A 23354-nucleotide genomic window follows, 5' to 3' on the forward strand; every position below is an offset into this window, starting at 1 on the left:
GTTCCTCCAACACTCCCTAGCGGGCGATGCCCGCGCACGTTCGCGCGGGTGCAGGGGCCCGTCAAACGCGTTAGAGGAGGTCAGGACGGATTCGGGACGCGCGGTTCCAGAAATGCTCCGTTCGGTTCACGCCGAACGTCGCACGTCAGGGCCCATCAACGCCTCATGATCAACCCGACGAGGTGGTTCATGCCGGCCTGCACGCACGGCTCCTCGGCGTGCTTGCCGGCGCAGCCCGGCGCCCAGCCGCTGCCGTCGCCGTAGTCCGAGAAGTGGCCCGTGGAACAGGCCATGGACCGGCCATTGGTGGCCTGATCAGCGCGGAAGGTGCCGGAACAGCTCGCGCAACGCGGCCGTGGCGTTGTCGAGCAGCTCGGCGGGGACCGCGGACAGCACCTCGTCGTGCGCCTTGCTGTTCGCGATCACGACCTCCTCGGCGACCGACCGGCCGCGCGGGGTGAGGCGCACGAAGGTGCTGCGGCCGTCGGTCTGGTCCGGCTCCCGCTCCACCAGGCCGCGGCTCACGAGGCGGTTCACCACGTTGCTCGTGCCGCCGGTCGAGAGCAGCAGTGAGCGGCTGAGCTCGTTCGCCTTGAGCCGGTAGGGCTTCCCACTGCGGCGCAGGGCTGCCAGCACGTCGAAGTCGGCGCCGGTCAGGTCGAACCCGGTCACGGTGGCGCGGGTGGCCTCGCCGAGCAGTCCCGACAGCACCATCACGCGCTTGCCGAGCTCCGAGCTCGCCACGAGGGCTTCCGGGAGCTCCGCCCGCCACCGGTCCATCAGCTCATCCACACGATCCGTCACAGGTCAAAGCCTATTGCACACCGTGATAGCTTTTAAGAAAGCTTTCGAGTGAGGGGGATTCCATGGACTTCGTGCTGCGCAACGCGCTGGTGATCGACACCGATCCGGTCGTGGTCATGCCCGGCACCGACGTGCTGGTGTCGGACGGCCGGATCGCCGCGGTCGGCAAGGGGTTGCCCGCGGCGACGGTGATCGACTGCACGGACCGGATCGTGCTGCCCGGTTTCGTCGACACGCATCGGCACCTGTGGCAGGTGCTGATGCGGTCGTTCTGCGCTGACATGACGCTCGGCGAGTACCTGGAGCGGATGCTGATGCCGGTCCAGGCGGTCCTCTCACCGGACGAGCTGAGGATCGGGACGCTCGCGGGTGCGCTCGAGTGCATGGCGTCCGGGATCACGACGGTGCAGGACTTCTCGTTCGCGCCGACCTTCGGCCACGCCGAGGCCGCCGTGCGAGGGCTGCGGGAGTCCGGCGTCCGCGCGATGTACGGCTACGGTCAGCCGGTCTTCGGCCCTGCCTGCGCGGAAGAGGACGTGCGGCGTGGCGCCGCGCTGGGCGGCGGGCTGGTCGACATCGCACTGGCGCCGCTCGGACCGTCCTTTTCGGACATCGGCGTCGTGGAGCGGGACTGGCTGCTCGCCCGGTCGCTGGGAATGCGCGTGGTCACGCACGTCGCCGGGAAGGGGAACCCGATCTCGGCACTGCGCGACAGGGGCCTGCTCGACGCGAACACCACGTTCGTGCACGGCAACGAGCTCGGCGACGACGAGCTGAAGCTGGTCGCCGAGGCCGGTGCGGGCGTGTCGATCGCGCCCGCCGTCGAAGCGGTGATGGGGCACGGCGTGCCGATGGTGCGCCGCACTCGCGCGTTCGGCGTGCCGACCGGCCTCGGTGTCGACACGGTGACGGCCGTCGCGGGGGACATGTTCTCCCTCATGCGCGCCGCGTTGCTCTCCACGCATCTGAGCGAGGGAGTGCACGTCACGCCCGCGGACGTGTTGCGGATGGCGACCATCGAAGGTGCGGCGGCGATCGGCATGGCCGATCGGGTCGGGTCGCTCGGCGTGGGCAAGCACGCGGATCTGGTGGTGCTGCGGGCTGACGACCTCAACCTCCTCGGTACCCACGACCCGGTCGCAGCCCTCGTCACCGCCGCACACCCCGGCAACCTCGAGAAGGTGTTCGTCGGTGGTGTGGAGGCGGAGACGCAGGACGTGGCCGGTGCCGTCAGGGATGTCGTGGCACGCCTGAAGCGGTAGTGCGTCTCGACGGGCCCAGCTCCGCGGCGAAGAGGCGCATCAGTCCGGGCAACCGGTAGGTGTCGCCGTCACTCCACTCGGCGAGACCGAGGTCGACCAGGTGGTCCAGCGCGGCCTCGGTCTCCAGCGGGTCCGCGCCCAGCTCGCCGGCGGCGGTGGCGGCGTCGCACAGCTCGTACCGGCCGAGGAGCCGGAACGCGTTGGCCGCCAGCGGGTCGTCGACGGCGCTGAACGCCGCGGCGCAGGCGGCGCGGACCGACTCGCCGCCGAAGCTGAGCTCGGCGAGCCTCCGCCAGTCGGGGTCCAGCCGGCGGGCCAGCCAGGCCAGCGGACGGGCGGGGCGGTGCGCTAGGATGGCGCCCGCGATCTGCAGCGCCAGCGGGATTCCGTGACAGCACTGGACGATCCGGGCGGCGGCACCGGGTTCTGCCGATGCCCTCGGCACCAGTCGCGTGAGCAGTTCCAGTCCGTCCACATCGGACAGAGGGCTGAGCCGGAGGTGTTCCGCGCCGTCCAGCAGGAGCGGTGCCCGGCTGGTGATCAGCACCGCGCACGGGCCGGTCGCGGGCATCAGCTCACGCAGCGGTGCGGGGTCGGTCGCGCCGTCGAGCACCACGAGCACCGCCTGGTCGGCCAGCCGGGACCGCAGCAGGGCGGCGGCCTCGTCCACCGCGTGCGGTACGTCGGAGACCCCGAGGTGCCGCAGCAGCCGATGGGGGACGCGCGTCGCCTGCCGGAGGTCGATGTAGAGCTGGCCGTCGGGGAACATCGGCGTTATGCGGTGCGCGACCTCCAGTGCCAGCGCGCTCTTGCCGACGCCGCACTGGCCGTGCACCACGGCCGCGGTGGGCGTGGTGCCGCAGAGCAAGGCCTGCAGCCGCGCCACCTCCTGCTCGCGGCCGCTGAACGACCGGCAGGGCGCCGGAAGCTCTTTCGGTGCGCGGAAGGAGGAGGCACGCACGGTGCTGGCCGCGGTCAGTCCCGGATCGCGGTCGAGCACCGCCTGGTGCAGCTTGACGAGCTCCGGTGAGGGCTCCAGGCCGAGACGGTCGGCGATCACCCTGCGGTAGTCGGTGAAGACGGCGAGAGCTCCCGCCAGGTCGCCCGCCCGGTACAGCGCGGTCACCAGGTGCGCCCGCGGCCGTTCCCGCAACGGGTGCTCCGCCGCGAACTCGCGCAGCGGCGTGATCAGCTCGCGGTGCTCGCCGAGGCCCAGCCGCGCGTCGAAGTGGTCCTCGGTCACCGCCAGCCGCAGCTCCTCGACCGGTGCGACCAACGCGGCGAGCGCCTCGTTGTCCGCCAAGTCCTCCAGCACCGCGCCCCGGCACGCGGAAAGCGCTTCACCGAGATGACGCGCGGCCGCCGCGTGATCACCGCGGGACAGCGCGGTCCTGCCCGCGTCGGCCCGTTCGGTGAACAGGTGCAGGTCCAGCTCGCCCGGCCGCAGCGTGAGCTCGTACCCCGCCTGCCGTCCGGCGATGCGCTGTGCTCCATCGGGAAGCACCTGGCGCAGCCGATTGGCGTACGTGCGGAGGTTGGCCACCGCGGACATCGGCGGCTCGTCCGCCCACAGCGCGCGGACCAGCCTGCGGATCGGCACCGGCCGACCTGGGTTGAGCAGCAGCGTGGCGAGCAGGAGGCGTTGCTTGAGCGAGCCGAGCGCGACGTTCGTGCCGCGGGCGCGCACCTCGATTCTCCCCAGAATCCTGAACTCGACTGACACGCCGGTGATCCTGACCGGGGCCGCTGACACAACGCCGACACGACATACACGCGGACGTGTATCCGCGCTGGGCGCCGCCGTGTACCCGCTTTTCCTACGTTGACGCCACCGACGCCACCCGGCGCGGAGGAAGTGAGGGAGCGCGACACATGCGCAAGACGTTGGAGTCGCTCAGCGACAAGCTGCTCGGCATGTTCGTGGCAAAGGTGGACGTGGGCGCGGCCTGCCCGCCCGACCCGTTCTACAAGCACTGCTACTGCCGTGAACGCAGTGACTTCCGCCAGCGCTGCTCGTACAACGGCGCGTGCAGGGTCACCTGTGGCCCGTGCACGGTCTTCCGGATCTGCGGCGCGTGACCAGATGCCGTGAGTGGTGACGCGTCTCGCCACTCACGGCTTCCCGTTCCCCTCTAACTTCGGAGACTTCTCATGTCAGTGCTGACCGCCGCGGTCGTGGTCGTCGGAATCCTGTGCGTGCTGGACCTGTTGCTGAGCTTCGGCATCATCCGGCGGTTGCGCGAGCAGAACGAGGCGCTGCGCGACCTGCGGGAGAAGCAGGCGGCGGCCGAACCGGACATCATGCTGCCCGCCGGCTCCCGCATCGAACTGTCCGATGTGGACGTCTCCGGTGCGCTGGTCGGCTTCTTCTCCCCGAACTGCGAGCCGTGCAAGGAACGCATGCCCCAGTTCATCGAGTACGCCACCGGCCACCGCGGCAAGGTGCTCGCGGTCGCCGCGGGAGGTGCCGAGGAGGTCACCGACATGGTGGTGCGCCTCGGCGAGGTGGCCGAGGTCGTCGTCGAGGAGATGGGCGGCCCGCTGCACAACGCGTTCGGCACGACCGGCTACCCGGCGGTGTGCCTGATCGACAGCGACGCGACCGTCGTGGCGAGCGGCTGGGAGATGTCAGCGCTGCCGGTTCACGCGACCCGGTGAACACCGAGCTCGGCGCCCGCCGGGTGCTGTCGCTCCTGGTCAGCGCTTTCGGCCTGACGAGGACGGCGTCGCCGGCGGGCACACCGGTGTACGTGGTGCTCTGCCTGCTCGGCGGCGTCGTGCCGCTCGCGGCGGCGTGGTGCACCAAGATCCTGCTGGACGGTCTCGCCGCGGACGGCGGCTGGGCGACGCTGGTGCCGTGGGCCGTCGCGCTGGCGGTGACCGGCCTGGTCAGCGGCCTGCTGCCGGTCGCGACGGAGTACCTCAAGCAACGGCTGGACCGCGCCGTCGCGGTGCTGACGATGGACCGCCTGTACCAGGCGATGGGCAGGCTCACCGGCCTGGCGCGCATGGAGGATCCGCGTTTCCGCGACAAGCTCCAGCTGGCGCAGCAGACCGGCCGCAGCGGTCCCGGTCAGCTCGTCGACGACGGTCTGGGCGCGGTGCAGGCTGCCGTGACGGCGGGCGGGTTCCTCGGCACGCTGGTTGTGCTGAACGCCGGCATGGCGGTGATCGTGCTGCTCGCCGCCGTGCCCGCGCTGATCGCCCACCTGCGGCTCAGCCGGGCCAGGGCCGAGGTGCTGTGGTCGATCACCCCAGCCGAGCGGCGTGAGGTGTTCTACGCGGAGCTGTTGTCGAGCCTCGACGCGGCGAAGGAACTGCGGCTGCTCGGGCTCGGCGACCTCTTCCGGCGCCGCATGCTCGTGGAGCTGACCGCGGCGCACGCCGTCGTGGAAGGACAGGACCGGCGTGACGCGCGGGTTCGAGGGCTGCTCGCCGGCCTGACCGCGCTGGTGTCGGCCGCCGGGCTGGTCTGGTCGGTGTGGCTCGCCGCCGCCGGATCGCTGTCGATCGGTGACGTCGCGATGTTCGTGGCCGCCGTCGCCGGGGTGCAGAGCGCGTCGCAGAGCCTGGTGCACAACCTCGCCTCCGCGCACCACTCGGTGCTGCTGTTCCACCACTACCGGGAGATCGAGTCACAGCCGGCGGACCTGCCCGTGGCCGCTGTGCCGCAACCGGTTCCGCCGCTGCGGCACGGCATCGAGCTGCGCAACGTGTGGTTCCGCTACGCCGACGACCAGCCGTGGGTGCTGTGCGGGGTGAACCTGACGATCCCGCACGGCAGCGCGTTCGCGCTGGTCGGCCTGAACGGCGCGGGGAAGTCGACGATCGTCAAGCTGCTGTGCCGGTTCTACGACCCCTGCCGCGGCGCGATCCTGTGGGACGGCGTCGACCTGCGCTCCTTCTCACCCGAGGACCTGCGCGCGCACATCGGCGCGGTCTTCCAGGACTACATGCGCTACGACCTCAGCGCCGCCGAGAACATCGGCGTGGGCGACGTGTCCTCAATGGACGACCGCGGTCGCGCCGTCGCGGCGGCACAGCGGGCGGGCGCGCACGACGCGGTGACGGCATTGCCCCGCGGCTACGACACGTTGCTGTCGCGCATGTTCTTCGACGAGGCCGACCGTGAGGACCCGGAGACCGGCGTGCTGCTCTCCGGCGGCCAGTGGCAACGGCTCGCGCTCGCACGGGCGTTCCTGCGCGACCGCAGGGACCTGATGATCCTGGACGAACCCAGCTCCGGCCTGGACGCGCAGGCCGAGCACGAGGTGCACAGCAGCCTGCGCCGGCACCGCGAGGGTGCGACGAGCGTGCTGATCTCGCACCGGCTCGGCACGATCCGCGACGCCGGGGTGATCGCGGTCCTCACCGGCGGGCAGATCTCGGAGCTCGGCACGCACGACGAACTGCTGGCGCTGGGCGGCGACTACGCACGGCTCTTCCGCTTGCAGGCTTCGGGATACGACGAGGTGGTGACCGGATGAACTGGGTGGGCTCCGTGTCGTTCGGTGACGGCCGTTCGCGGTCCTTCCGCTTGCAGGCTCCAAAATGTGACTGGGTGGTGACCGGATGATCTGGGTGGCGTCTTTCGCCGTTCTCGCCCTTGTGGCCTGGCTGCTCGTGTTGCGCAGCCGCTTGCTCGTGGTCACGGTGCGCGGCGTCAGCATGGAACCGACCTACCGCTCGGGCGACCGGTTGCTGGTCCGCCGGGCCGGGCTCGACCGCGTCCGCGCCGGCCAGGTCGTGGTCGTGCAGGTGGACAGCGCCACGCCGGACGACCCGACGGGAGGCCGCATGGTGAAACGCGCCGCGGCGGTGCCGGGTGATCCCGTGCCGCCGGAGATCCCGGTGCCGGGGCCGCGGGTCCCGGCGGATCGCCTGCTGGTGCTCGGTGACAACCTCGCGCGCAGCAACGACTCCCGGCGGCTGGGCTATCTCCCGGCGGACGCGTTGATCGGTGTCGTGCTCAGGCCGATCGGGCAGGGGTGATGCGGTGTTGAGTGCGGGTGTGATGGACCTTGTGCGGGCTCGTTCTGCGCGGTGTCGTGTTGAGGCCGATCGGGCAGGGGTGATGCGGTGTTGAGTGCGGGTGTGATGGACCTTGTGCGGGCTCGTTCTGCGCGGTGTCGTGTTGAGGCCGATCGGACGGGGGCGAAGTGATGTCAGAGGTGAAATCTTGCTGAGCACGGGTGCTGTGGTCCTCTGCGGAATCGTCCTGCTGGTCTCCGCGGTGAGCAAGGTCCGCAGCAGGTCCGACTACGCCGAGTTCGTCGCGTCGGTGCCGGCGTTCGGGATTCCCGCGCGGTGGACGCGTCTCTTCGCGGTGCTGACGGTCGTGGCGGAGTTCGCGACCGCCGCGCTGCTGCTCGCGTCCGTCTTCACCGGGTACTGGCCCGCCGTCGCCGGTCTGGCGCTGGCGGTGGGCGTGTTCGGTGTGCTGACCGCCGTGGTGTGGCGCGCGGTGTCACGGCGGTCCGGCGCGGTGTGCCGGTGTTTCGGGCGCGCTCGCACCACGCTCGCGCACCGGCACATCGTGCGCAACGCCTTCCTCCTGGCGGTGGCCGCGGCCGGCCTGGCCGCACTGTCCCTTGTGGACTCGGCGACCGATCCCGCCGCGCTGTGGCTGGCCGCGGCCGTCGGCGCGGTGGGCGCGGTGCTGGTGGTGCGGTTCGACGACCTGGCCGACCTCGTCGCCGGTCCCGTCTAGCCGAGGCTCGCCGGCAGGCGTTCGAAGCCGCGCAGGATGCGGGTCGGACGGCGGCGCGCACCGGTCAGCAGCCGCAGGCCGGGGAACCGCTCGAACACGGTGCGCAGCCCGATCTCGCCCTCCATCCGCGCGAGCTGGGCCCCGAGGCAGTAGTGGCGACCGGCGCCGAACGACACGTGGTCGCGGGCGTTCTGGCGGGTGATGTCGAACGCCGACGGTCGCTCGAAGACCTCCGGGTCGCGGTTGGCCCCGGCGAGCACGGTGGTGACGAGCTGGCCGCGCCGCACGGGGATGCCGGCGATCGTCGTGTCGCGCGAGCACATGCGGCCGGTCAGCAGGACCGGCGGGTCGAAGCGGAGGATCTCGTCGACGGCGTTGCTCCACAGCTCTGGCCTGGCGCGGAGGGTGGCGAGCTGGTCCGGGTGCTGCGTCAGCAACGCGATGCCGTTGCCCAGGAGGTTGACCGTGGTTTCGAAACCTGCGGCCAGGACGAGGCCCGCCGTGGCTTTGAGCTCGCGCTCGGTGAGACCGGCGCCGTCCTCGCGCGCGGCGATGAGGCGGCTGAGGAGGTTGTCGCCGGGGTTGGCGCGCAAGGCGTCGAGGTGGCGCGTGAGCCAGGCGTCGAACGTGTTCAGCGTGGACTCGACGTTGCGGAAGACGCGCCACGACAGGCCCAGGTCGAGGCTCGGGGCGGCCGCCGCGCCGAGGGCGAGGACCGTCGCGCGTTCCTGTGGTGGTACACCGAGGATCTCGCTGATGACGGTGACCGGCAGCAGGCCGCAGTACGTTTCGATGAGGTCGACCGGGTTCGCCGGATCCAGGCCGTCCAGCAGCTCGTCGGCGATCGCCTGGGTGCGCTCGCGAAGCTGTTCCACGGCGCGGGCGGTGAAGACGCGGGTGACGAGCTTGCGGTAGCGGGTGTGCGCCGGCGGTTCGACGACCAGCAGCGACGGCGGCTGCACGGGGTGGGTGACCTCGGAGGCGGACCAGGCGGCGAGCTTGCCGAGGATGCCGGCGCCGAAGCGGGGGCGGGTCGTCACGAAGGCGTCGTCGGCGAGGACGTCCCTGACGATCGCGTGCCGGGTCGTGGTGTGGCCGACCTTGGTGGCGGCGAGCGGGCCGCGCGCGCGGATCTCGTCGAACAGTCCGGTGAGGTCGGCGCCCGTGGACGCCTCGACGGTGATGCGGCCCTGCAGGTCGCCGCGGCGGGCTGCCAGGCGCAGTACCGCCCGTGGCAGCGCGTGGCCGATGCCCCAGCGCACCACCGGTTTGACGTGCTCCTCCGCGAGAGTTGAGGTACTCATCAGTTCCGCAGCGTTCCTGCTGCGGGGCGACGAGTCAAGGGTGGTCCGTCCGGCCGAATCGGAAGTCCACTTCGGACCAACGAGTACCCTGCCGCGCCATGGAGATCCGGGCGTTGCTCGACCGCATGACGCACGAGGACCACCGGCGCGAGGCCGAGGACTTCGTGACAGAGCACGGCATCACGTCGTTCGACGAAATAGCGGAACTGATCGCCACGTCCGGTGACGGCCAGGCCGTGCAGTCGGCGTGCCGGGTGTTCTCCCTGCTCGACGCCGCCGACGAGGTCTACCTGGCCGCGGCCCGCCACCCGCACGCGGCGGTGCGCCGGGTGGCCGCGAGCATGTTCCGCGGCGAGAAGGCACTGCGGTACGCGCGTGAACTGCTGCCGTTGCTGGCCGACCAGGACCACTACGTGCGGCAGGAAGCGTTGTGGGCGTTCGGAACCATGGGCCCGGACGTGTTGCCACTGCTGCACGAGACGCGCCGCACGGCCAAGGGTGCGACGCGCCGGGGAGCGCTCGCCGGAATCGTCGAGGTCGCCGGCCCGGACGCGATGTCGGCGGCGGACCGCCGGATGATCGAGCGGTACATCCGCGTCAAGATCGAAGAAGAGATGTACGGCTCCGAGGAGATGCATCTCTGCGGTGGCTGGTACGCGATCAAAACCGACAACCAGGCCGCCGTGCTCGAGGTCTGCGGACTGCAGGACCCGACACCGGTGACGAAGGTGCTGGGCGGCGCGGCGTGGAACAACGACCACCACGCGTGGTCCAAGGCCGACGAGCACGTGGAGTGTGCGCGGGTCTACGTCACGGGCGCGTGGGACGGCTGGACGTTGGTGTTCGGCGAACCGTTCGCGCACGCGGAAAGGCCGGTGCACGAGATCTGCGCGGTGCTGAGCGCGGTGTTCGGCGAGGCGCACCACTACGGCATGAGCTGTGGGGACGGCTGGACGGCGTGGTGCATCGCGGAAAGCGGCGAGGTCGTCCGCTACTACGACGCGTTCAAGCCGGAGGAGCAGATCGGCGAGCTCGATGTCGAGGAGGGCAGGGGACTGCCGCACGACTGGAGCGACGAGAACGACGATCTCGACGACATCTGGGCGACCGAGGTGGCCGAGGAGTTGTCGGTCGACCCCACGTACTTCGACGGCGACGTGGAGGGGCACGGCGTCCTCGCCCTGACCCAGTGCGGCCGCACCTATGGCTCTCCCAAGGGTTTTCTGGAAATCACGCGCGGATGACCGGCACCTCCAGCGCTCGCACGACCGCGTTGTCCGCGTCCGTGACCACTCCGGCGACCTCGCTGAACGGCAGCACGCCGAACCGGGACGCGGTGCCGATCTTCTCCGAACTGGCAAGCACGTACGTGTCGGCCGCCTGGTGGGCGAGCGCGCGCTTCATCGCGGCCTCGTCCGCGTCGCCGGTGGTCAGCCCCGCCTCCGGATGCACGCCCGTGACGCCGAGCAGGAACAGGTCGGCGTGCACACCCCGCGCGGCCTCCACGGCGGCGGCGCCGCAGGCGACCATCGAGTGTTTGAACAACCGGCCACCGATCACGTAGACATCCACGTCGCGGTGTTCTTCCAGCGCGCTCGCGATCGTCGGGCTGTGTGTGACGACCGTGGCCTGCAGGTCGAGCGGTAGCGCGCGCACCACGGCGAGGGTGGTCGTGCCGCCGTCGAGGATCACGGTGGCGCCGGGCTCGATCAACGCCGCCGCTGCTCGTGCGACTCGTTGCTTGCCGTCGACCGATACCTCTTGGCGCGTCGCGTAGTCGGCGATCGCGGGGGAGATGGGCAGCGCGCCGCCGTACACGCGTTGGCAGAGGCCCGCTGCCGCGAGATCGCGCAGGTCGCGGCGGATCGTGTCCTCGGAGATGCCGACCTCGGCGGCGAGGTCCTTGGCGACGATCCGGCCTTCGGTGCGCAGGCGTTCGAGCAGCAGGTCACGGCGTTGGGCGGCGAGCATGCACGTTTCTCCTTGTTTTTGCCGAGTGTTGCACACTATGGTTGATCGCATGCTGATTCTGATCGCAGGGCCCTACCGCTCGGGCACCGGGGACGACCCCGAACTGATGGCGCGCAACCTCGCCCGGCTGGAGGAGGCCGCGTGGCCGATCTTCCGCAGCGGGCACGTGCCGATGATCGGCGAATGGGTGGCGTTGCCGGTGCTGCGCGGTGCGGGCGGGAGCTCGCCGATGGACCCGATCGCGGCGGAGATCATGTACCCGACCGCCGAACGGCTGCTGGAGCACTGCGACGCGGTGCTGCGGCTGCCCGGTGAGTCGACCGGCGCGGACCAGGACGTGCGGATCGCCAGGGAGCGCGGTCTGCCGGTCTACGAGAAGGTGGAGGACATCCCGGGCTACCGCGCGGCCTAGCTCGCGGGGAGCGCACGATCCGGTTCTGGGACGCGGACGCCGAGGACGGCCACGACGCCGATCCGCTCGCAGTGGCGGGGAACCCGCGGAGACCTCGCCGCGCTGCTGGACGTGCGCGCGGTCTTCCGCGCCGGGGAACGAGTCGCCGGCTGACGTGTCTCAGCCGCGGGCTGCGGCGACGAACTCACGCATCCGGCCGTGGTCCTTGACGCCACGGCTCGATTCGATGCCGCTGGACACGTCGACGCCCCACGGCGCAGCCACGCCGATCGCCCCGGCGACCGTCTCCGGTGCCAGCCCGCCCGCCAGCACCCACCTGCCGGTGGGCCGGTTGTCCCGGAGCTTCGTGATGTCCCACTGCTCACCGGAGCCCGCGACGGGGGAGTCGATCAGCAGCAGCTCCTCGCCGAACGCGCCGGTGCGCACGTCGGTGCCCGGCCCTAGCGCGGTCGCCCTGATCAGCTGGAACGGCTGCGGGGCCAGCTCGTCGAACGCTTCCTTCGGGTAGTCGCCGTGCAGCTGCAGCGCCTGAACGCCGGTCCGCAGCGCCAGCTCACCGGCTTCCGCGGCCGTGATGCCGCGCACCACGGCGACGGTGAGGACGTGCGCCGGCACCGCCGCGACGAGCCCGCGCGCCAGGCCGGCGTCGATCTGACGAGGGCTGGTGGTCAGGACGAAACCGACGGCGTCGGCCCCGGCCTCGACGGCCACGGCGACGTCGGACTCGGTGCGCAGACCACAGAGCTTCACGAACACACCACGAATCCTAAGACTCCATCAGAGTGCGAATGCCGTGTGGCCGTGTTCACCTGTCGCGCAGCTAACAGTCACACATCGTCGCGCCGCCTGGTCCTACTTGTAGAGACACGGGCAACGGAGGCCGCGATGACGCACCCTGAACATCAGACAGCCACGTCAGTGCTGGTGATCGGCACCGGCGGCGCGGGACTGCGCGCCGCGATCGAGCTGGCCGAGCGCGGTGTCGACGTGCTCGTCGTCGGCAAGCGCCCCAAGGCCGACGCGCACACCGCGCTCGCGGCGGGCGGCATCAACGCGGCGCTGGCGACGATGGACCCCACCGACACGTGGCAGCAGCACGCCGCCGACACCATCAAGGAGAGCTATCTCCTCGCGAACCCGGACATCGTGCGGATCGTCGCGGAACAGGCCCCGCGGGGCATCGAGGACCTGGAACGCTGGGGCATGCCGTTCGCGCGCGAGGCCGACGGCCGGATCTCCCAGCGGTTCTTCGGCGCGCACACCTTCCGCCGCACCTCGTTCGCCGGTGACTACACCGGTCTGGAGATCCAGCGCACCCTCGTGAACCGGGCCGCACAGCTGAACATCCCCATCCACGACTCCTGCTACATCACGCAGATCCTGGTGCGGGACAACGTGGTCTTCGGCGCGTACGGGTTCGACCTGAACACCGGCACGCGCCACGTGTTCCACGCCGACGCGGTGATCCTCGCCGCCGGTGGCCACACGCGGATCTGGCGGCGCACCTCCTCGCGCCGCGACGAGAACACCGGCGACTCGTTCCGCCTGGCAGCGCTGGCCGGCGGACGTATCCGTGATCCCGAGCTGGTGCAGTTCCACCCGTCCGGCCTGCTCGAACCGGAGAACGCGGCCGGCACCCTGGTGTCGGAGGCGGCCCGCGGTGAAGGTGGCGTGCTGACCAACGCGCTGGGCGAGCGGTTCATGTCCCGCTACGACCCGCAACGCATGGAACTGTCCACACGCGACAGAGTGGCGCTCGCGGCGTACACCGAGATCAAGGAGGGCCGCGGCACCCCGAACGGTGGCGTGTGGCTGGACGTCTCGCACCTGCCGCGCGAGCAGATCATGCGCCGGCTGCCGCGGGTCTACCAGACGCTGCTCGAACTGCAGATGAAGGACATCACCCGCGAGGCGATGGAAATCGCCCCGACCGCGCACTACTCGATGGGCGGCGTGTGGGTGTCGCCGGACGACCACTCGACGGGCGTGGAGGGCCTGTACGCGATCGGCGAGGCGTCCAGCGGCCTGCACGGCGCGAACCGGCTCGGCGGCAACTCGCTCATCGAGTTGCTGGTGTACGGCCGGATCGTGGGCGAGGCGGCCGCCGAGTACTCCGCTTCCCTCGGCGCACAACGCCGTTCGCGCATCGTGCTGGCCGAGGCGCGGGCCGAGGTGGACACGTTGCTGTCCGCGGACGGCCACGAGAACGTCCGTGCCCTGCAACGGTCCTTGCGCAACACGATGACCGAGCACGCGGGCGTCGTGCGCGACGAAGCCGGTCTGCGCAAGGGACTCGCGGAGCTGGACGAGCTCGAAGACCGCATCCGCGACATCGGCGTGCACCCGGACCTCGCCGGCTACCAGGACCTCGCCCACGCCTTCGACCTGAAGGCCTCGGCGATGGCGGCGCGCGCGACCCTGGAGTGCGCGCTGGAACGCCGCGAGACCCGCGGCTGCCACAACCGGTCCGACCACCCGGACCTCGATCCCGCGCAGCAGGTGAACCTCGTCTGGTCGGGTCCCGGCTGGGTCGACCGGGAGGAGATCCCTCCGGTGCCTGCGGAGATCGCGGTGCTCATGAGGGACGTGGACACGGTCGGCAAGCTGGTTGAGTGAGGTGCGTGGAGGTGGTCGCGGGTTGGTCGGGTCGTTGGTGGGAGGCGTCGTCACGGTTGGCGAGTTGGTTGAGTGAGGTGCGTGGAGGTGGTCGCGGGTTGGTCGGGTCGCTGGTGGGAGACATCGTCACGGTTGGCAAGCTGGTCGAGTGAGGCGAGGGGCGGGAGCACCGGGGATGGGCTCCCGCCCCTCGTTCGTCACCGCGGTGCCCGCAAGTGCTTCCGTGCCGCCAACTCCTCGTCCCCGACGAACTGATGCAGGTCACACGCCCGTGAGGTCGCGCTGCACGACGTCACGGGTGCGCGACCTGCCTCGCTCGATCATCGGCAGCTCCACGAAGCGGTGGCACAGATCGGCGATCCCGATCGCGACCAGCGACGTCAGCACGGCCATGAGCAGGCCGGATGCCCCCGACAGCAGCACCGCGGAGTGCGCGATCGACTGCACGAGGTAGATCGAGTACGACCGCTCGCCGAGCCACACCATCGGGCGAGCCGACAGCAGCCGCTGGGGCAGGCCGGGAGCGAGCAGCGCGGGCAGCGTCAGCCCGGCCGCGACCGCGTAGATCGGCACCACCGACACGAAACCGGGGATGGCTCCGTCCAGCGCGCTGGAGATCAGCGGAACGGCCAGGTGCACGCCGATGAACAGCACGATCACCCAGGGCACCATGAACGGCCGGAGCAACGCGAACCCGCGGCGGTTGTTCATCAGCAGCGCCACCGCGCACCCGACCAGCACGGTGAAGTAGTGCACTGACCACCCCTTGGGATCCGACGAAACGGTGAACGGTACGACGACCAACGCGAGCGTCATCAGCCCGACCGTCACCCACGGACGCCAGCGCGGAAGCAACACGAACGCCAGCAACGGCCACACGAGGTAGAACTTCTGCTCCACGCCGAGCGACCACGACTGCCCGTACGCGCCGCCGTGCCCGAACTCGTTGAAGAAGACCAGGTACAGCGGGAAGTCCCGGCCGAGCGGGTTCTGCCAGAGCTGCCCGGCGATCAGCAACCCGGCCGCCGTCACGAACAGGACCACGAAGTACATCGGCAGGATCCGGAACGCGCGCCGCCGGTAGAACCGCGCGAGCGAGATCCGCCCGTTCCGCGCGTGCTCCCGCAGCAGCAGCGTGGTGATCAGGAATCCCGACAGCACGAAGAAGATCTGGACCCCGAGCCAGCCTTGCAGAAACCCGGGTCCGCCGTAGTGGAAGAACACCACCAGCAGGGCGGCGACGGCACGTACGCCGTCCAACGCGGGAAAGCGTTTCAGCCCAAGGAAGTCGTCATGGGTCATGCTCTCTAGTGGTCGAAGACGCCCTGGGCGTTCCCATGAGGACGGTCACATTCCCCTGATGGGAACGCGAAAGACCGCTGCGGCCAAGAAGCATATGTGAACGAGACAGTGCTGATCAGACAGCTCGTCGACGACGTACCGCCGATGTCCGCCGATGCGTTCGCGTCCGGGCGAAGGCGAATCCTCACGCTGCACCGGTGGGTGAAGGCGCGCAAGGCGACTCGTGTGCTGTGGTTCGTGGCACTGGCCGCGCTGCCGATCGTCCTGGCCGCGGCAGGCTGCTACTACCTCGATCTGCAGGTGTACCGCACTGGCGGACTCGCCTGGCTGAAGGGGCTTCCGCTCTACACCGACTTTCCGGGAACGCTGGACGGGCCGGCCCTGCCGTTCACCTATCCGCCGATAGCCGCTGTCCTCTTCAGCGGTCTCACGTTCCTGCCGGTGTGGGCGTCGAACGCGCTCGTGGTGGTCGTCAGCTTCCTGTGCCTGTCCGTGGTCTGCTTCCTGGTCACCGGACGGCTCACGCAGCGGGCGAACGTCGTGTGGACGGTCACCGCCGCCGTTTCCGTCGCCGCCCTGGCACTGGAACCGGTGATCTCGACGTTCCTCTTCGGACAGATCAACCTGGTGCTGATGGCGCTCGTGGTCGTGGACTGCCTGGCCGCCACCGACCGCCGGTGGAGAGGCGTGCTGGTCGGGCTGGCCGCGGCGATCAAGCTGACGCCGTTGATCTTCCTGCTGTACTTCCTGGTGCGCAGGGACTGGCGGGCGGCGCTCACGTCGGTCGCGACGTTCGCGGGCCTCGCCGGCGCCGGGTTCGTGCTCGCGCCGAAGGACTCCGCCGAGTACTGGTTCCACGCGCTGCTCGACCCCGGCCGCGTCGGCGGTCTCGCGTACATGGCCAACCAGTCGTTGCGCGGTGTGCTGCACCGGGTCAACCCCGGCCAGCCCACCGAAACGCTGCTGTGGGTGCTCTTGTCGGCGATCGTCGTGGTGCTCGCGGTCGTGGCCGCGCGCAAGGCGGGCAACGACGTCGTTGCGCTGACCGCGATCGCGACGGCGGGACTGCTCGTGTCGCCGGTCTCCTGGTCCCACCACTGGGTGTGGTGCGTGCCCGCGCTCCTCGCTCTGGGGTTCGTGCGCCGGAAGTGGGCGTGGGTGACTCTCGGGGCACTGGTCGTGGTGTGCCTTCTCCATCCGTTCACCTGGTTGCCCCACACCGGCGACAAGGAGATGTTGTGGACCTGGTGGCAGCACATCTACGGCGACGCGTACACGTGGGTCGCGATCGGCGCGCTCGTGGCGCTGGCCGCCACCAGACCCAGGCTCAGCAGCGCTTGACGCGCACCACGCCGCGGCTCGTCTCCACGATCGTGAAGTTCAGCCGGTCCGGATCCGCGGACCCGAGCGTCACGCGCACCTCGGCGTTGATGTTGATGTTGCGCGGCGAACCGCACGGCGACCACTGGATCTCCGCCGAGTTCGGGCGGTAGTAGGTCTGCCAGTCGTCGCTGAACGGGCCGGTGAACGCGTGGGTCACCGTGGCGTTGGCCGACGAGCCCTGCAGGTAGGTGTTGACGCGGTTCAGCGCGGTCGCGCCTGCCTGCAGGTGCGTGTAGCCCTCGTACGTGGTGCGCGCCAGGCCGTAGGTGTAGCCCTCCGGCACGGTCACGCGGAGGTTGATCTGGCAGTTCTTGCGCATGTCGAGGGGTGACGAGCCGCCTCCCGCCCGCGCCAGGAACGTGTGGTAGCCGATCGTGAATGTTCTGCCGTCCGTCTTGACGTCGGCGTCACCGGCCGGGCAACCCGATCCGTTGACGGTCACGACGTCGATGGCGGCCGTGGGTTCTTCCGCCACGTCCGCCGGTGCGAGGGCGGATAGAGCTACGAATGCTGCCGCTGCCGTGTTGAGCATGTGAACCTCTCCAGGGAGTCCGTGACGGCGGCAGCATTCGACGGTAGCGCCGATCCACCTGACGTTTCCCTGACAATTCACGGCTTGAACGGCAGCAGCTCCTCCTCGACGCCGGGCCGCACGACGACGCACGTGGACTCCGGCACCTCCTGCCAGGCTCCGACCAGGTCACCCAGCGGTTCGGACACGATGAGCCGGGAGTCGTCGGCGACGTTCTGCAGCGCCGGGTTGTCCGGGTACTGGCGCCGCAGCGTCGACACGTCGGTGCTGTGGAACAGCGTCCGCGACCTGCCCCGGCTGGAGTAGCGGAACGCCCAGGTCGTCGAGCCGTCGGTGACCGCGACGGTCATCTGGATCGGGTACTCGACGCCCGCTCGCCTGCCCACGTCCTCGACGAACTCGACCATGCGCGCGACGGCGCCGGGCGGGTCCTGCTCCAGCCCGAAGCTGACCGCGAGGTAGAACATGATCTCGGAGTCCGTCGAGCCCTCGATCAGCGGGAACAGCGCGGGATCGATCGCCAGCGCCAGTTCGCGGCGCACCAGCGGGAACTTCGCGATGAGCCCGTTGTGCATCCACAACCAGTTCTTGTGGCGGAACGGGTGGCAGTTCGACCGCTGCACCGCGCCGCCGGTCGACGCCCGCACGTGCGCGAAGACCCGGTCGACGGTGATCTGCGCGGACAGTTCGCGGAGGTTGCGGTCGTTCCACGCCGGTTCGGTGCTCAGGAACAGTCCCGGCGTGCTCGTGCTGCCGTACCAGCCGATGCCGAACCCGTCCCCGTTCACGGCCGTCGTGCCCAGCCGGGCGTGCTTCGACTGCATGACCAGCGAGTTCTCCGGCGCGTAGAGCAGTTCCTCCAATAGCACCGGCGAACCGGAATACGCGAGCCACCGGCACATCACGAACCTCCCTTTGCCCAGCGCTACATGGGAACACGTACCCCACCGGAAATGCGAGGTTTGCGGCGGCGCGCCCTCCTCGGGCAGCATGCTGGGGTGACGGTTCCTCCCGGCGTGCGACCTCCGGCCTACCAGCAGCACTTCGAGACGATCGAAACGCGCGTGCCGGTCGAGCGGGTCGAGCCGGCCGAGCCGCGCCAGGAACGCCAGGACATCGCCGTCATCGGCTCGATCGCGGCGCTCGTGCTCGCGCTGACGGTCTGCACCCTGGTCCTGGACCACCCGGCCGCTCGCACCGTGGCCGCCGGCCTCGCGACCCTGGGCCTGGTCGTCGCCGTGATCCTGATGCTGCTGGGCAAGCGGCCGGAGCCGGGCAGGCACGTGGCCCGGCACGCCATCGAACGACGGCCGGGCTGACCACGCGCTACCTGATCGTCGCGAGGCCCGCTCGCGCGTACTTCTCGTCCAGGTCACCGCTCGGGGCGCCGCCGACCCCGATGCCCGCGATCGACGTGCCGTCCACCGCGACCGGCACCCCGCCGCCCAGGAACAGCGTGCCGGGGATGTCCCGCAGCGTCGCGCCCTGACCCGTGACCCGCCCCGCGAGCTCCGAGGTCGGGGCGTTGAACGACACCGCGACCAGGCGCTGCGGCACCCGCAGGCGGCCCCGCTCGTGCTCACCCGCCAGCTCGCCTCGTCCCAGGCGGTCGCGCCGATCAATGCGGTGCTGGAGGTGCTCAAGGACGCGGGCGCGGAGACCGGGTACGCCGTGCACATGCTGCGGATGCTGCTCGCGACGTTGATCGGCACGCTGCTGCGCGAGGTGTCGGCGGCTCCGGCGTTCGGCAGCAACGATCGCGAAGGCACGCTGGCGGCCAGTGGGCTGCCCGCGCTCATCGAGGCCGCGCCGCACCTCGCGCGGTTCGACCGCGAGGCCGAGTTCGAGTACGCGGTGGACCTGGCGATCACCGCCGTGCTGCACCGCATTGATCTTCGGAGGGCGCGCTAGGCCGAACGGCGGCACACTCGCCGTCGTGAACCTCCGACGGTGGCCCGTGGTCGCGGCAGCAGGCTTCGTCTTCGCCGCTGTCGTGTACGTGCTGGCGGTGCTGACGCGGGCGGGTCAGACCATCGAGAACGCGGCGTTGCGCGGCGCCGACCAGGACGACGTGTCCGAAACGGACGCCGCCTGGCACGCGCTCGGCCAGATCACCGTGTACTCGCTGGCGGCGGCAGTGGTCGCGGTGGCCCTCGTCGGCGTGCTCAGGAAGCGCTGGGACCTGACCGTCGCGGCGGTCGGCGTGATCGTCGCCGGCCAGCTCGTCGTGCAGGTGCTCAAACGGTGGGTGCTGCCGCGGCCGGGCCTGGTCGAGGTCACCGGCGGCTACGCGCACAACAGCCTGCCCAGCGGCCACACCACGATCGCGATGACGGTGCTGTTCGCCGCGATCATCGTCGTGCCGTGGAAGTGGCGCGGCGTGATGCTGTTCTTCGTGCTGCCGTGGGCCACCGCGATCGGCCAGTACACGCTGACCGCGAAGTGGCACCGGCTCAGCGACACCCTCGCCGCCGACGGCATCGCGCTCGCCATCGCAGCCCTCGCCTCGTGGTGGCTGCAGCGCAAGGGGTCGCTGACGGTCTACACAGGACCGCGCCGCGCCGGCCGGGTCGTGCTGGTCGTGTTCTGGTCGCTGATCGCCGCGGCGACGCTGGCGCTCGGCCTGATCCTGTGGGGATTTTCGCTGGCCGGAGAGGGTCTTGACGCGGACGAGTGGGTGGTCTACCTGGGTGCGGGGACGTTCGCGTCGGCCGGGTCGCTCCTCGCGGCGCTCACCTTCCTCGCGTGCTGGCGGAGAATTCACTGACAACCAGTTGATCTCCCGCGCGTCCTGACAGGTGGAGAGTTCCACAAGAAGGGGGACAGGACGTTGGTTGTTGACCGTCGCTCGGTTCTGGCACTGGGCGCGGGTGCCGCGCTGGCCGTCGCCGTGCCCGCCCAGGCACAGGCGTCGTCGATCAGCGGCAAGCTGCGTGACCTCGAACAGCAGCACGGCGCACGCCTCGGCGTGTTCGCCACCGACACGGGCAGCGGCCGCACGGTGCTGCACCGCGCGGATGAGCTGTTCCCGATGTGCTCGACGTTCAAGACCATCGCGGCCGCGGCGATCCTGCGCCGCGACCACAACGGCGCCTTGTTGGGCAAGGTGATCCGCTACACGCAGGAGGACGTCACCAAGTCCGGCTACGGCCCGATCACCGGCAAGGCGGAGAACCTCGCGAACGGCATGACCGTCTCCGCCCTGTGCGAGGCGACCATCACCTACAGCGACAACTGCGCGGCCAACCTGCTGCTCAAGGAGCTCGGCGGCCCCACGGCGATCACCCGCTTCAGCCGCTCGATCGGCGACCCGGTGACGCGCCTGGACCGCTGGGAGCCCGACCTGAACTCGGCGGAGCCGGGCCGGGTCACCGACACGACGTCGCCGCGCGCGATCGGCCAGAGCTACGCGAGGCTCACCCTCGGCCACGCCCTGAACCGCGCCGACGCCGACCAGCTGACGAGGTGGCTGCTGGCCAACACGACGGGCGGCAACCGCATCCGTGCCGGACTGCCCACGGCCTGGCGCTGGGGCGACAAGACGGGCACCGGCAAGTACGGCACCACCAACGACGTCGGCATCGCGTTCCCACCGGGACGGTCGCCGATCGTGATCGCCGTGCTGTCGACGAAGTCCGTCCAGGACGCGCCCGCAGACGAGCCGCTGCTGGCCAAGACGGCCGAGCTGGTGGCGGGGACGTTCAGCTGATCGTGACAGACGATCGCGCGGGCCGGCACCGGCCGGCCCGCGCGCTCTGCGACAACCTCTGAAACACCCCACGCGCAGGCCCTTCATCTGGTCAGATGGAGCGCATGAGCACCTGGGGGAAAGCAATCGTGCTCGCTTTCGCGCTGCTGGCCACGCTCGTGGCACCGGCGCACGCGAGCAACCAGATCAGCGTGTCCGCGGCGGAGGTCACCTTGCCGCCTGGCCAGAACACGGCGTCCGTCGGCGTCAGCTGGCACACCGACGGCAACCAGACGGTCCAGATCTGGATCCGTGAGACCGGCAAGGCCGCCAAGCTGTGGCGGCACGAAGTCAACGGCAGCGCCACCTGGCCGTACCTCCACGCCGGCACCACGACGACGTTCGAGCTGCGCGGCGGCCCGAACTTCGCCACCGTGCTGGGCACCACGAGCAGCACGGGACGCCTGCCAGGACGGTTGAGCGCCGACCGCACGCACCTCGCGCTCGCACCCGGCACCACCGGCACGATCGACCTGTCCTGGGCCACGGAGCTGAGCGATGCCCAGGTGTGGGTGTCGCACAACGGAAATCCGCAGAAGCTGTACGCGCAGGGCCCGTCCGGCACCGGCCGGATCACCTGGATCAGCCGTGGCACCACGGTGTTCACGCTCTGGTCCGGCACCGGCCAGGAGCACCTCCTCGACACCCTCGTCGTCACCGCGGACTCCGGCGCGACGGCGTCCTTCGACCGGCCCGTGGTCGTCGACCCGGACGGCAACGGCACCGCGACCGTGCGCTGGACGGGAGGCGAGGCACGGCTCGTCAACGACGACGGCACCGAGACCGTGCTCAGCGGCGGGTCGGCCGCGATCAGCACGCGCGGCGCGGACCGCAAGGTCGTGCGGGTCTACGAAGGCGGCCAGGTCGTGACGCACGCGAGCGTCACGATCCTGCGCGACGGTCGCGGCTGGGCGGGCTTCGACTACCTGCCGGAGCACGAGAAGCGGTACCAGGAGTACCTCGACGACGCGGTCTGGCCGCAGGTGCGCGCCCAGGTCGCGCACGACTTCGACGTGATGGCCTCCACCGGCGGCACCGTCGCCAGGGTCGTGCTGTGGCCGGAGAAGAGCACGAACGCGGCGGCGCAGGCCCGCAACCTCGCCGACCTGGCCGGGATCGCGAAGCAGCGCGGCATCCGGCTCGTGGTGGCGTTCGCCAACAGCTGGCTGACCAACCCGAACTGGGACGACACCGCGGACAGCCGCAAGAAGTGGGCCGAGTTCGCGATCACCAGCGCGAACTGGATGAACACCTACATCACCGCGCTCGAACCCGGTGGCGCGGTGCTGTACTACGACCTGCAGAACGAGACGTCCGGTGTGCGCGGCAACCAGTCGAACCTGCAAAGTGCTTACGTGGCAATGGTATACGACCGCACAGCGGCGCCGAGGGGCAAGCGCGGAGTGTCCGTGATGCACGCGTCGACCGACGGTGCGGACCTCGCGGCCGCGCTCGTCGGCAAGCCGATGGACTTCGTCGACGTGCACGGCTACGGCAACCTGGATCTTCTCGACGGGGCGGTGCGCGGGCTCCGGGAGAAGTTCCCGGCCAGCGCGGTGATCGTCGGTGAGATCGGGAAGAGCGCGCCGGGCGAGCAGCAGGAGCGCGAACAAGCCGACTACACCGGGCAAACGCTGCAGACGACGGACGGTCTCCAGGTGCCGATCACGATGGCCTGGGAGCTCTACGACGACCCGCGCACGCCACCGCACCCGAACAGCATCGCCTTCGGCTACCTCGCCCGAGACCGCGCCAAGCCGGGATTCGGCGTGCTGTGCTCCCGCTGGAGCCTCGTGCCCGACTGCGGCGCACCGCGCGAGGCCACGTCAGCACAGCCGACGACCCTGGAGCTGAGCGCGACCGTCCCGGTGCGGCCCGGAACCCTTGCACCCAACGCGATCCTGCGCGGCAACGGCACGGCCAGGCTCGTGATCACCGAGCTCGACCCGGCCGGCCGCGAGGTGGCCAGCACGCTGACCGAGCCGGTCGCCATCGGCACCGCGGGCCTGAACTACCTGCGGCACCAGCAGTCCGACGTGCGGCTGCGCGACGAGACCAGGTCCGTGCGCATCGCCGTGCGGGCGGAGGGTTCGACGCGGCTGCAGGTGGACGCGCTGACCGCGAGCGTCAGGTGACCGGCACCCAGAGCTCGATCACGGTGTGCGGGCGGTAGAACTCGACGAGCGGCCGGGAGGAGTCCCAGGGCCCCGACGCCTTGAGCTCCTCCACGGCCGGTCCGATCCGCCCGTACAGCTCGGGCGGCTCACCCTCCAGCACCGTGCGCGCCTCGGGTCCATCGCGACGAACCGC

General features: G+C 70.4%; 26 protein-coding genes. 15 read left to right on the plus strand and 11 right to left on the minus strand.

Annotated elements, in window-relative coordinates; translation table 11 throughout:
* Positions 1-155 precede the first annotated feature (155 nt).
* Entirely contained in the window at positions 156-293 is a 138-nt protein-coding gene (locus C8D87_RS46055) for a hypothetical protein (RefSeq protein ID WP_170166528.1), read from the minus strand.
* A gap of 22 nt (positions 294-315) precedes the next feature.
* Positions 316-804, minus strand: coding sequence for a MarR family winged helix-turn-helix transcriptional regulator (locus C8D87_RS21710; RefSeq protein ID WP_215732416.1), 489 nt, complete (start codon positions 802-804; stop codon positions 316-318).
* Positions 805-866: 62 nt separating this feature from the next.
* Between C8D87_RS21710 and C8D87_RS21715 the strand changes: the two genes are divergently transcribed.
* Positions 867-2066 (plus strand): amidohydrolase family protein, encoded by a 1200-nt coding sequence (locus C8D87_RS21715; protein WP_112228112.1) that lies wholly within the window; start codon positions 867-869, stop codon positions 2064-2066.
* On the opposite strand, the gene C8D87_RS21720 is transcribed toward C8D87_RS21715, so the two are convergent.
* Positions 2035-3789, minus strand: coding sequence for an AfsR/SARP family transcriptional regulator (locus C8D87_RS21720; protein WP_170166529.1), 1755 nt, complete (start codon positions 3787-3789; stop codon positions 2035-2037). The genes C8D87_RS21715 and C8D87_RS21720 overlap by 32 nt on opposite strands.
* A 149-nt stretch (positions 3790-3938) precedes the next feature.
* On the opposite strand from C8D87_RS21720, the gene C8D87_RS21725 reads away from it, so the two are divergent.
* The 5 genes from C8D87_RS21725 to C8D87_RS21745 all read left to right on the plus strand — a co-directional run bounded on the left by C8D87_RS21725 (position 3939) and on the right by C8D87_RS21745 (position 7776).
* Positions 3939-4145, plus strand: coding sequence for a hypothetical protein (locus C8D87_RS21725; protein WP_109638516.1), 207 nt, complete (start codon positions 3939-3941; stop codon positions 4143-4145).
* A 72-nt stretch (positions 4146-4217) separates the two neighbouring features.
* A complete protein-coding gene (locus C8D87_RS21730; protein WP_112228114.1) occupies positions 4218-4724 on the plus strand; it encodes a thioredoxin domain-containing protein in 507 nt (168 codons plus the stop codon).
* Positions 4721-6553, plus strand: a complete 1833-nt coding sequence (locus tag C8D87_RS21735) for an ABC transporter ATP-binding protein (protein ID WP_112228115.1) — start codon at positions 4721-4723, stop codon at positions 6551-6553. The genes C8D87_RS21730 and C8D87_RS21735 overlap by 4 nt, the downstream gene beginning before the upstream one ends.
* 85 nt (positions 6554-6638) lie before the next feature.
* Positions 6639-7058 (plus strand): S26 family signal peptidase, encoded by a 420-nt coding sequence (locus C8D87_RS21740; protein WP_109638519.1) that lies wholly within the window; start codon positions 6639-6641, stop codon positions 7056-7058.
* A gap of 187 nt (positions 7059-7245) precedes the next feature.
* On the plus strand, positions 7246-7776 hold the full coding sequence (locus tag C8D87_RS21745; RefSeq protein WP_146771819.1) for a MauE/DoxX family redox-associated membrane protein: 531 nt from the start codon (positions 7246-7248) through the stop codon (positions 7774-7776).
* Here the strand turns inward: C8D87_RS21745 and C8D87_RS21750 are convergent.
* Entirely contained in the window at positions 7773-9080 is a 1308-nt protein-coding gene (locus C8D87_RS21750; RefSeq protein WP_112228117.1) for a cytochrome P450, read from the minus strand. The genes C8D87_RS21745 and C8D87_RS21750 overlap by 4 nt on opposite strands.
* Positions 9081-9178: 98 nt before the next feature.
* On the opposite strand from C8D87_RS21750, the gene C8D87_RS21755 reads away from it, so the two are divergent.
* Positions 9179-10324: a HEAT repeat domain-containing protein gene (locus tag C8D87_RS21755; protein ID WP_112228118.1), complete on the plus strand. Its 1146-nt coding sequence runs from the start codon at positions 9179-9181 to the stop codon at positions 10322-10324.
* On the opposite strand, the gene C8D87_RS21760 is transcribed toward C8D87_RS21755, so the two are convergent.
* Positions 10311-11051 (minus strand): DeoR/GlpR family DNA-binding transcription regulator, encoded by a 741-nt coding sequence (locus C8D87_RS21760; RefSeq protein WP_112228119.1) that lies wholly within the window; start codon positions 11049-11051, stop codon positions 10311-10313. The two genes, C8D87_RS21755 and C8D87_RS21760, sit on opposite strands and share 14 nt — an antisense overlap.
* Positions 11052-11100: 49 nt before the next feature.
* Between C8D87_RS21760 and C8D87_RS21765 the strand changes: the two genes are divergently transcribed.
* On the plus strand, positions 11101-11463 hold the full coding sequence (locus tag C8D87_RS21765; protein WP_233442225.1) for a DUF4406 domain-containing protein: 363 nt from the start codon (positions 11101-11103) through the stop codon (positions 11461-11463).
* 159 nt (positions 11464-11622) lie between these two features.
* Here the strand turns inward: C8D87_RS21765 and C8D87_RS21770 are convergent, their stop codons facing one another.
* Complete coding sequence (locus C8D87_RS21770) at positions 11623-12219, minus strand: phosphoribosylanthranilate isomerase (protein WP_109638524.1); 597 nt, start codon at positions 12217-12219, stop codon at positions 11623-11625.
* A 129-nt stretch (positions 12220-12348) separates the two neighbouring features.
* On the opposite strand from C8D87_RS21770, the gene C8D87_RS21775 reads away from it, so the two are divergent.
* Positions 12349-14079 (plus strand): L-aspartate oxidase, encoded by a 1731-nt coding sequence (locus tag C8D87_RS21775; protein WP_112228120.1) that lies wholly within the window; start codon positions 12349-12351, stop codon positions 14077-14079.
* A gap of 261 nt (positions 14080-14340) precedes the next feature.
* On the opposite strand, the gene C8D87_RS21780 is transcribed toward C8D87_RS21775, so the two are convergent.
* Complete coding sequence (locus tag C8D87_RS21780; RefSeq protein ID WP_112228121.1) at positions 14341-15381, minus strand: acyltransferase family protein; 1041 nt, start codon at positions 15379-15381, stop codon at positions 14341-14343.
* Between the two features lie 96 nt (positions 15382-15477).
* On the opposite strand from C8D87_RS21780, the gene C8D87_RS21785 reads away from it, so the two are divergent.
* Positions 15478-16722 (plus strand): glycosyltransferase 87 family protein, encoded by a 1245-nt coding sequence (locus C8D87_RS21785; protein WP_146771820.1) that lies wholly within the window; start codon positions 15478-15480, stop codon positions 16720-16722.
* On the opposite strand, the gene C8D87_RS21790 is transcribed toward C8D87_RS21785, so the two are convergent.
* The gene (locus C8D87_RS21790; RefSeq protein WP_112228123.1) at positions 16709-17296 is read right to left on the minus strand and encodes a DUF4360 domain-containing protein; all 588 of its coding nucleotides are present in this window, start codon (positions 17294-17296) and stop codon (positions 16709-16711) included. The two genes, C8D87_RS21785 and C8D87_RS21790, sit on opposite strands and share 14 nt — an antisense overlap.
* Before the next feature lie 77 nt (positions 17297-17373).
* Positions 17374-18165 carry a class II glutamine amidotransferase gene (locus tag C8D87_RS21795; protein WP_215732417.1) on the minus strand — a complete coding sequence of 264 codons (792 nt, stop codon included), beginning with the start codon at positions 18163-18165 and terminating at the stop codon, positions 17374-17376.
* 129 nt (positions 18166-18294) lie between these two features.
* Between C8D87_RS21795 and C8D87_RS21800 the strand changes: the two genes are divergently transcribed.
* A complete protein-coding gene (locus tag C8D87_RS21800) occupies positions 18295-18615 on the plus strand; it encodes a hypothetical protein (RefSeq protein ID WP_146771821.1) in 321 nt (106 codons plus the stop codon).
* 7 nt (positions 18616-18622) lie between these two features.
* Here the strand turns inward: C8D87_RS21800 and C8D87_RS21805 are convergent, their stop codons facing one another.
* On the minus strand, positions 18623-18853 hold the full coding sequence (locus tag C8D87_RS21805; protein ID WP_233442226.1) for a heme-binding protein: 231 nt from the start codon (positions 18851-18853) through the stop codon (positions 18623-18625).
* An 18-nt stretch (positions 18854-18871) separates the two neighbouring features.
* On the opposite strand from C8D87_RS21805, the gene C8D87_RS21810 reads away from it, so the two are divergent.
* The 4 genes from C8D87_RS21810 to C8D87_RS21825 all read left to right on the plus strand — a co-directional run bounded on the left by C8D87_RS21810 (position 18872) and on the right by C8D87_RS21825 (position 23179).
* Positions 18872-19207 carry a hypothetical protein gene (locus C8D87_RS21810; protein ID WP_233442227.1) on the plus strand — a complete coding sequence of 112 codons (336 nt, stop codon included), beginning with the start codon at positions 18872-18874 and terminating at the stop codon, positions 19205-19207.
* A 25-nt stretch (positions 19208-19232) separates the two neighbouring features.
* Entirely contained in the window at positions 19233-20063 is an 831-nt protein-coding gene (locus tag C8D87_RS21815) for a phosphatase PAP2 family protein (protein ID WP_112228127.1), read from the plus strand.
* Positions 20064-20126: 63 nt separating this feature from the next.
* A complete protein-coding gene (gene bla / locus C8D87_RS21820) occupies positions 20127-21005 on the plus strand; it encodes a class A beta-lactamase (RefSeq protein WP_112228128.1) in 879 nt (292 codons plus the stop codon).
* Between the two features lie 104 nt (positions 21006-21109).
* Complete coding sequence (locus C8D87_RS21825; RefSeq protein WP_146771822.1) at positions 21110-23179, plus strand: fimbrial biogenesis chaperone; 2070 nt, start codon at positions 21110-21112, stop codon at positions 23177-23179.
* Here the strand turns inward: C8D87_RS21825 and C8D87_RS46060 are convergent.
* Positions 23172-23321, minus strand: coding sequence for a hypothetical protein (locus tag C8D87_RS46060; protein ID WP_170166530.1), 150 nt, complete (start codon positions 23319-23321; stop codon positions 23172-23174). The genes C8D87_RS21825 and C8D87_RS46060 overlap by 8 nt on opposite strands.
* Between the last annotated feature and the right edge of the window lie 33 nt (positions 23322-23354).

It is taken from the genome of Lentzea atacamensis, from assembly GCF_003269295.1.
Taxonomy (GTDB): domain Bacteria; phylum Actinomycetota; class Actinomycetes; order Mycobacteriales; family Pseudonocardiaceae; genus Lentzea; species Lentzea atacamensis.

Coding starts and splice junctions, on each gene's coding strand:
- C8D87_RS21760 (WP_112228119.1), bottom strand. CDS start 11,051: ATGCTCGCCGCCCAACGCCGTGACCTGCTGCTCGAACGCCTGCGCACC.
- C8D87_RS21790 (WP_112228123.1), bottom strand. CDS start 17,296: ATGCTCAACACGGCAGCGGCAGCATTCGTAGCTCTATCCGCCCTCGCA.
- C8D87_RS21780 (WP_112228121.1), bottom strand. CDS start 15,381: ATGACCCATGACGACTTCCTTGGGCTGAAACGCTTTCCCGCGTTGGAC.
- C8D87_RS21775 (WP_112228120.1), top strand. CDS start 12,349: ATGACGCACCCTGAACATCAGACAGCCACGTCAGTGCTGGTGATCGGC.
- C8D87_RS21825 (WP_146771822.1), top strand. CDS start 21,110: ATGAGCACCTGGGGGAAAGCAATCGTGCTCGCTTTCGCGCTGCTGGCC.
- C8D87_RS21755 (WP_112228118.1), top strand. CDS start 9,179: ATGGAGATCCGGGCGTTGCTCGACCGCATGACGCACGAGGACCACCGG.
- C8D87_RS21715 (WP_112228112.1), top strand. CDS start 867: ATGGACTTCGTGCTGCGCAACGCGCTGGTGATCGACACCGATCCGGTC.
- C8D87_RS21765 (WP_233442225.1), top strand. CDS start 11,101: ATGCTGATTCTGATCGCAGGGCCCTACCGCTCGGGCACCGGGGACGAC.
- C8D87_RS21740 (WP_109638519.1), top strand. CDS start 6,639: ATGATCTGGGTGGCGTCTTTCGCCGTTCTCGCCCTTGTGGCCTGGCTG.
- C8D87_RS21750 (WP_112228117.1), bottom strand. CDS start 9,080: ATGAGTACCTCAACTCTCGCGGAGGAGCACGTCAAACCGGTGGTGCGC.
- C8D87_RS21730 (WP_112228114.1), top strand. CDS start 4,218: ATGTCAGTGCTGACCGCCGCGGTCGTGGTCGTCGGAATCCTGTGCGTG.
- C8D87_RS21725 (WP_109638516.1), top strand. CDS start 3,939: ATGCGCAAGACGTTGGAGTCGCTCAGCGACAAGCTGCTCGGCATGTTC.
- C8D87_RS46055 (WP_170166528.1), bottom strand. CDS start 293: ATGGCCTGTTCCACGGGCCACTTCTCGGACTACGGCGACGGCAGCGGC.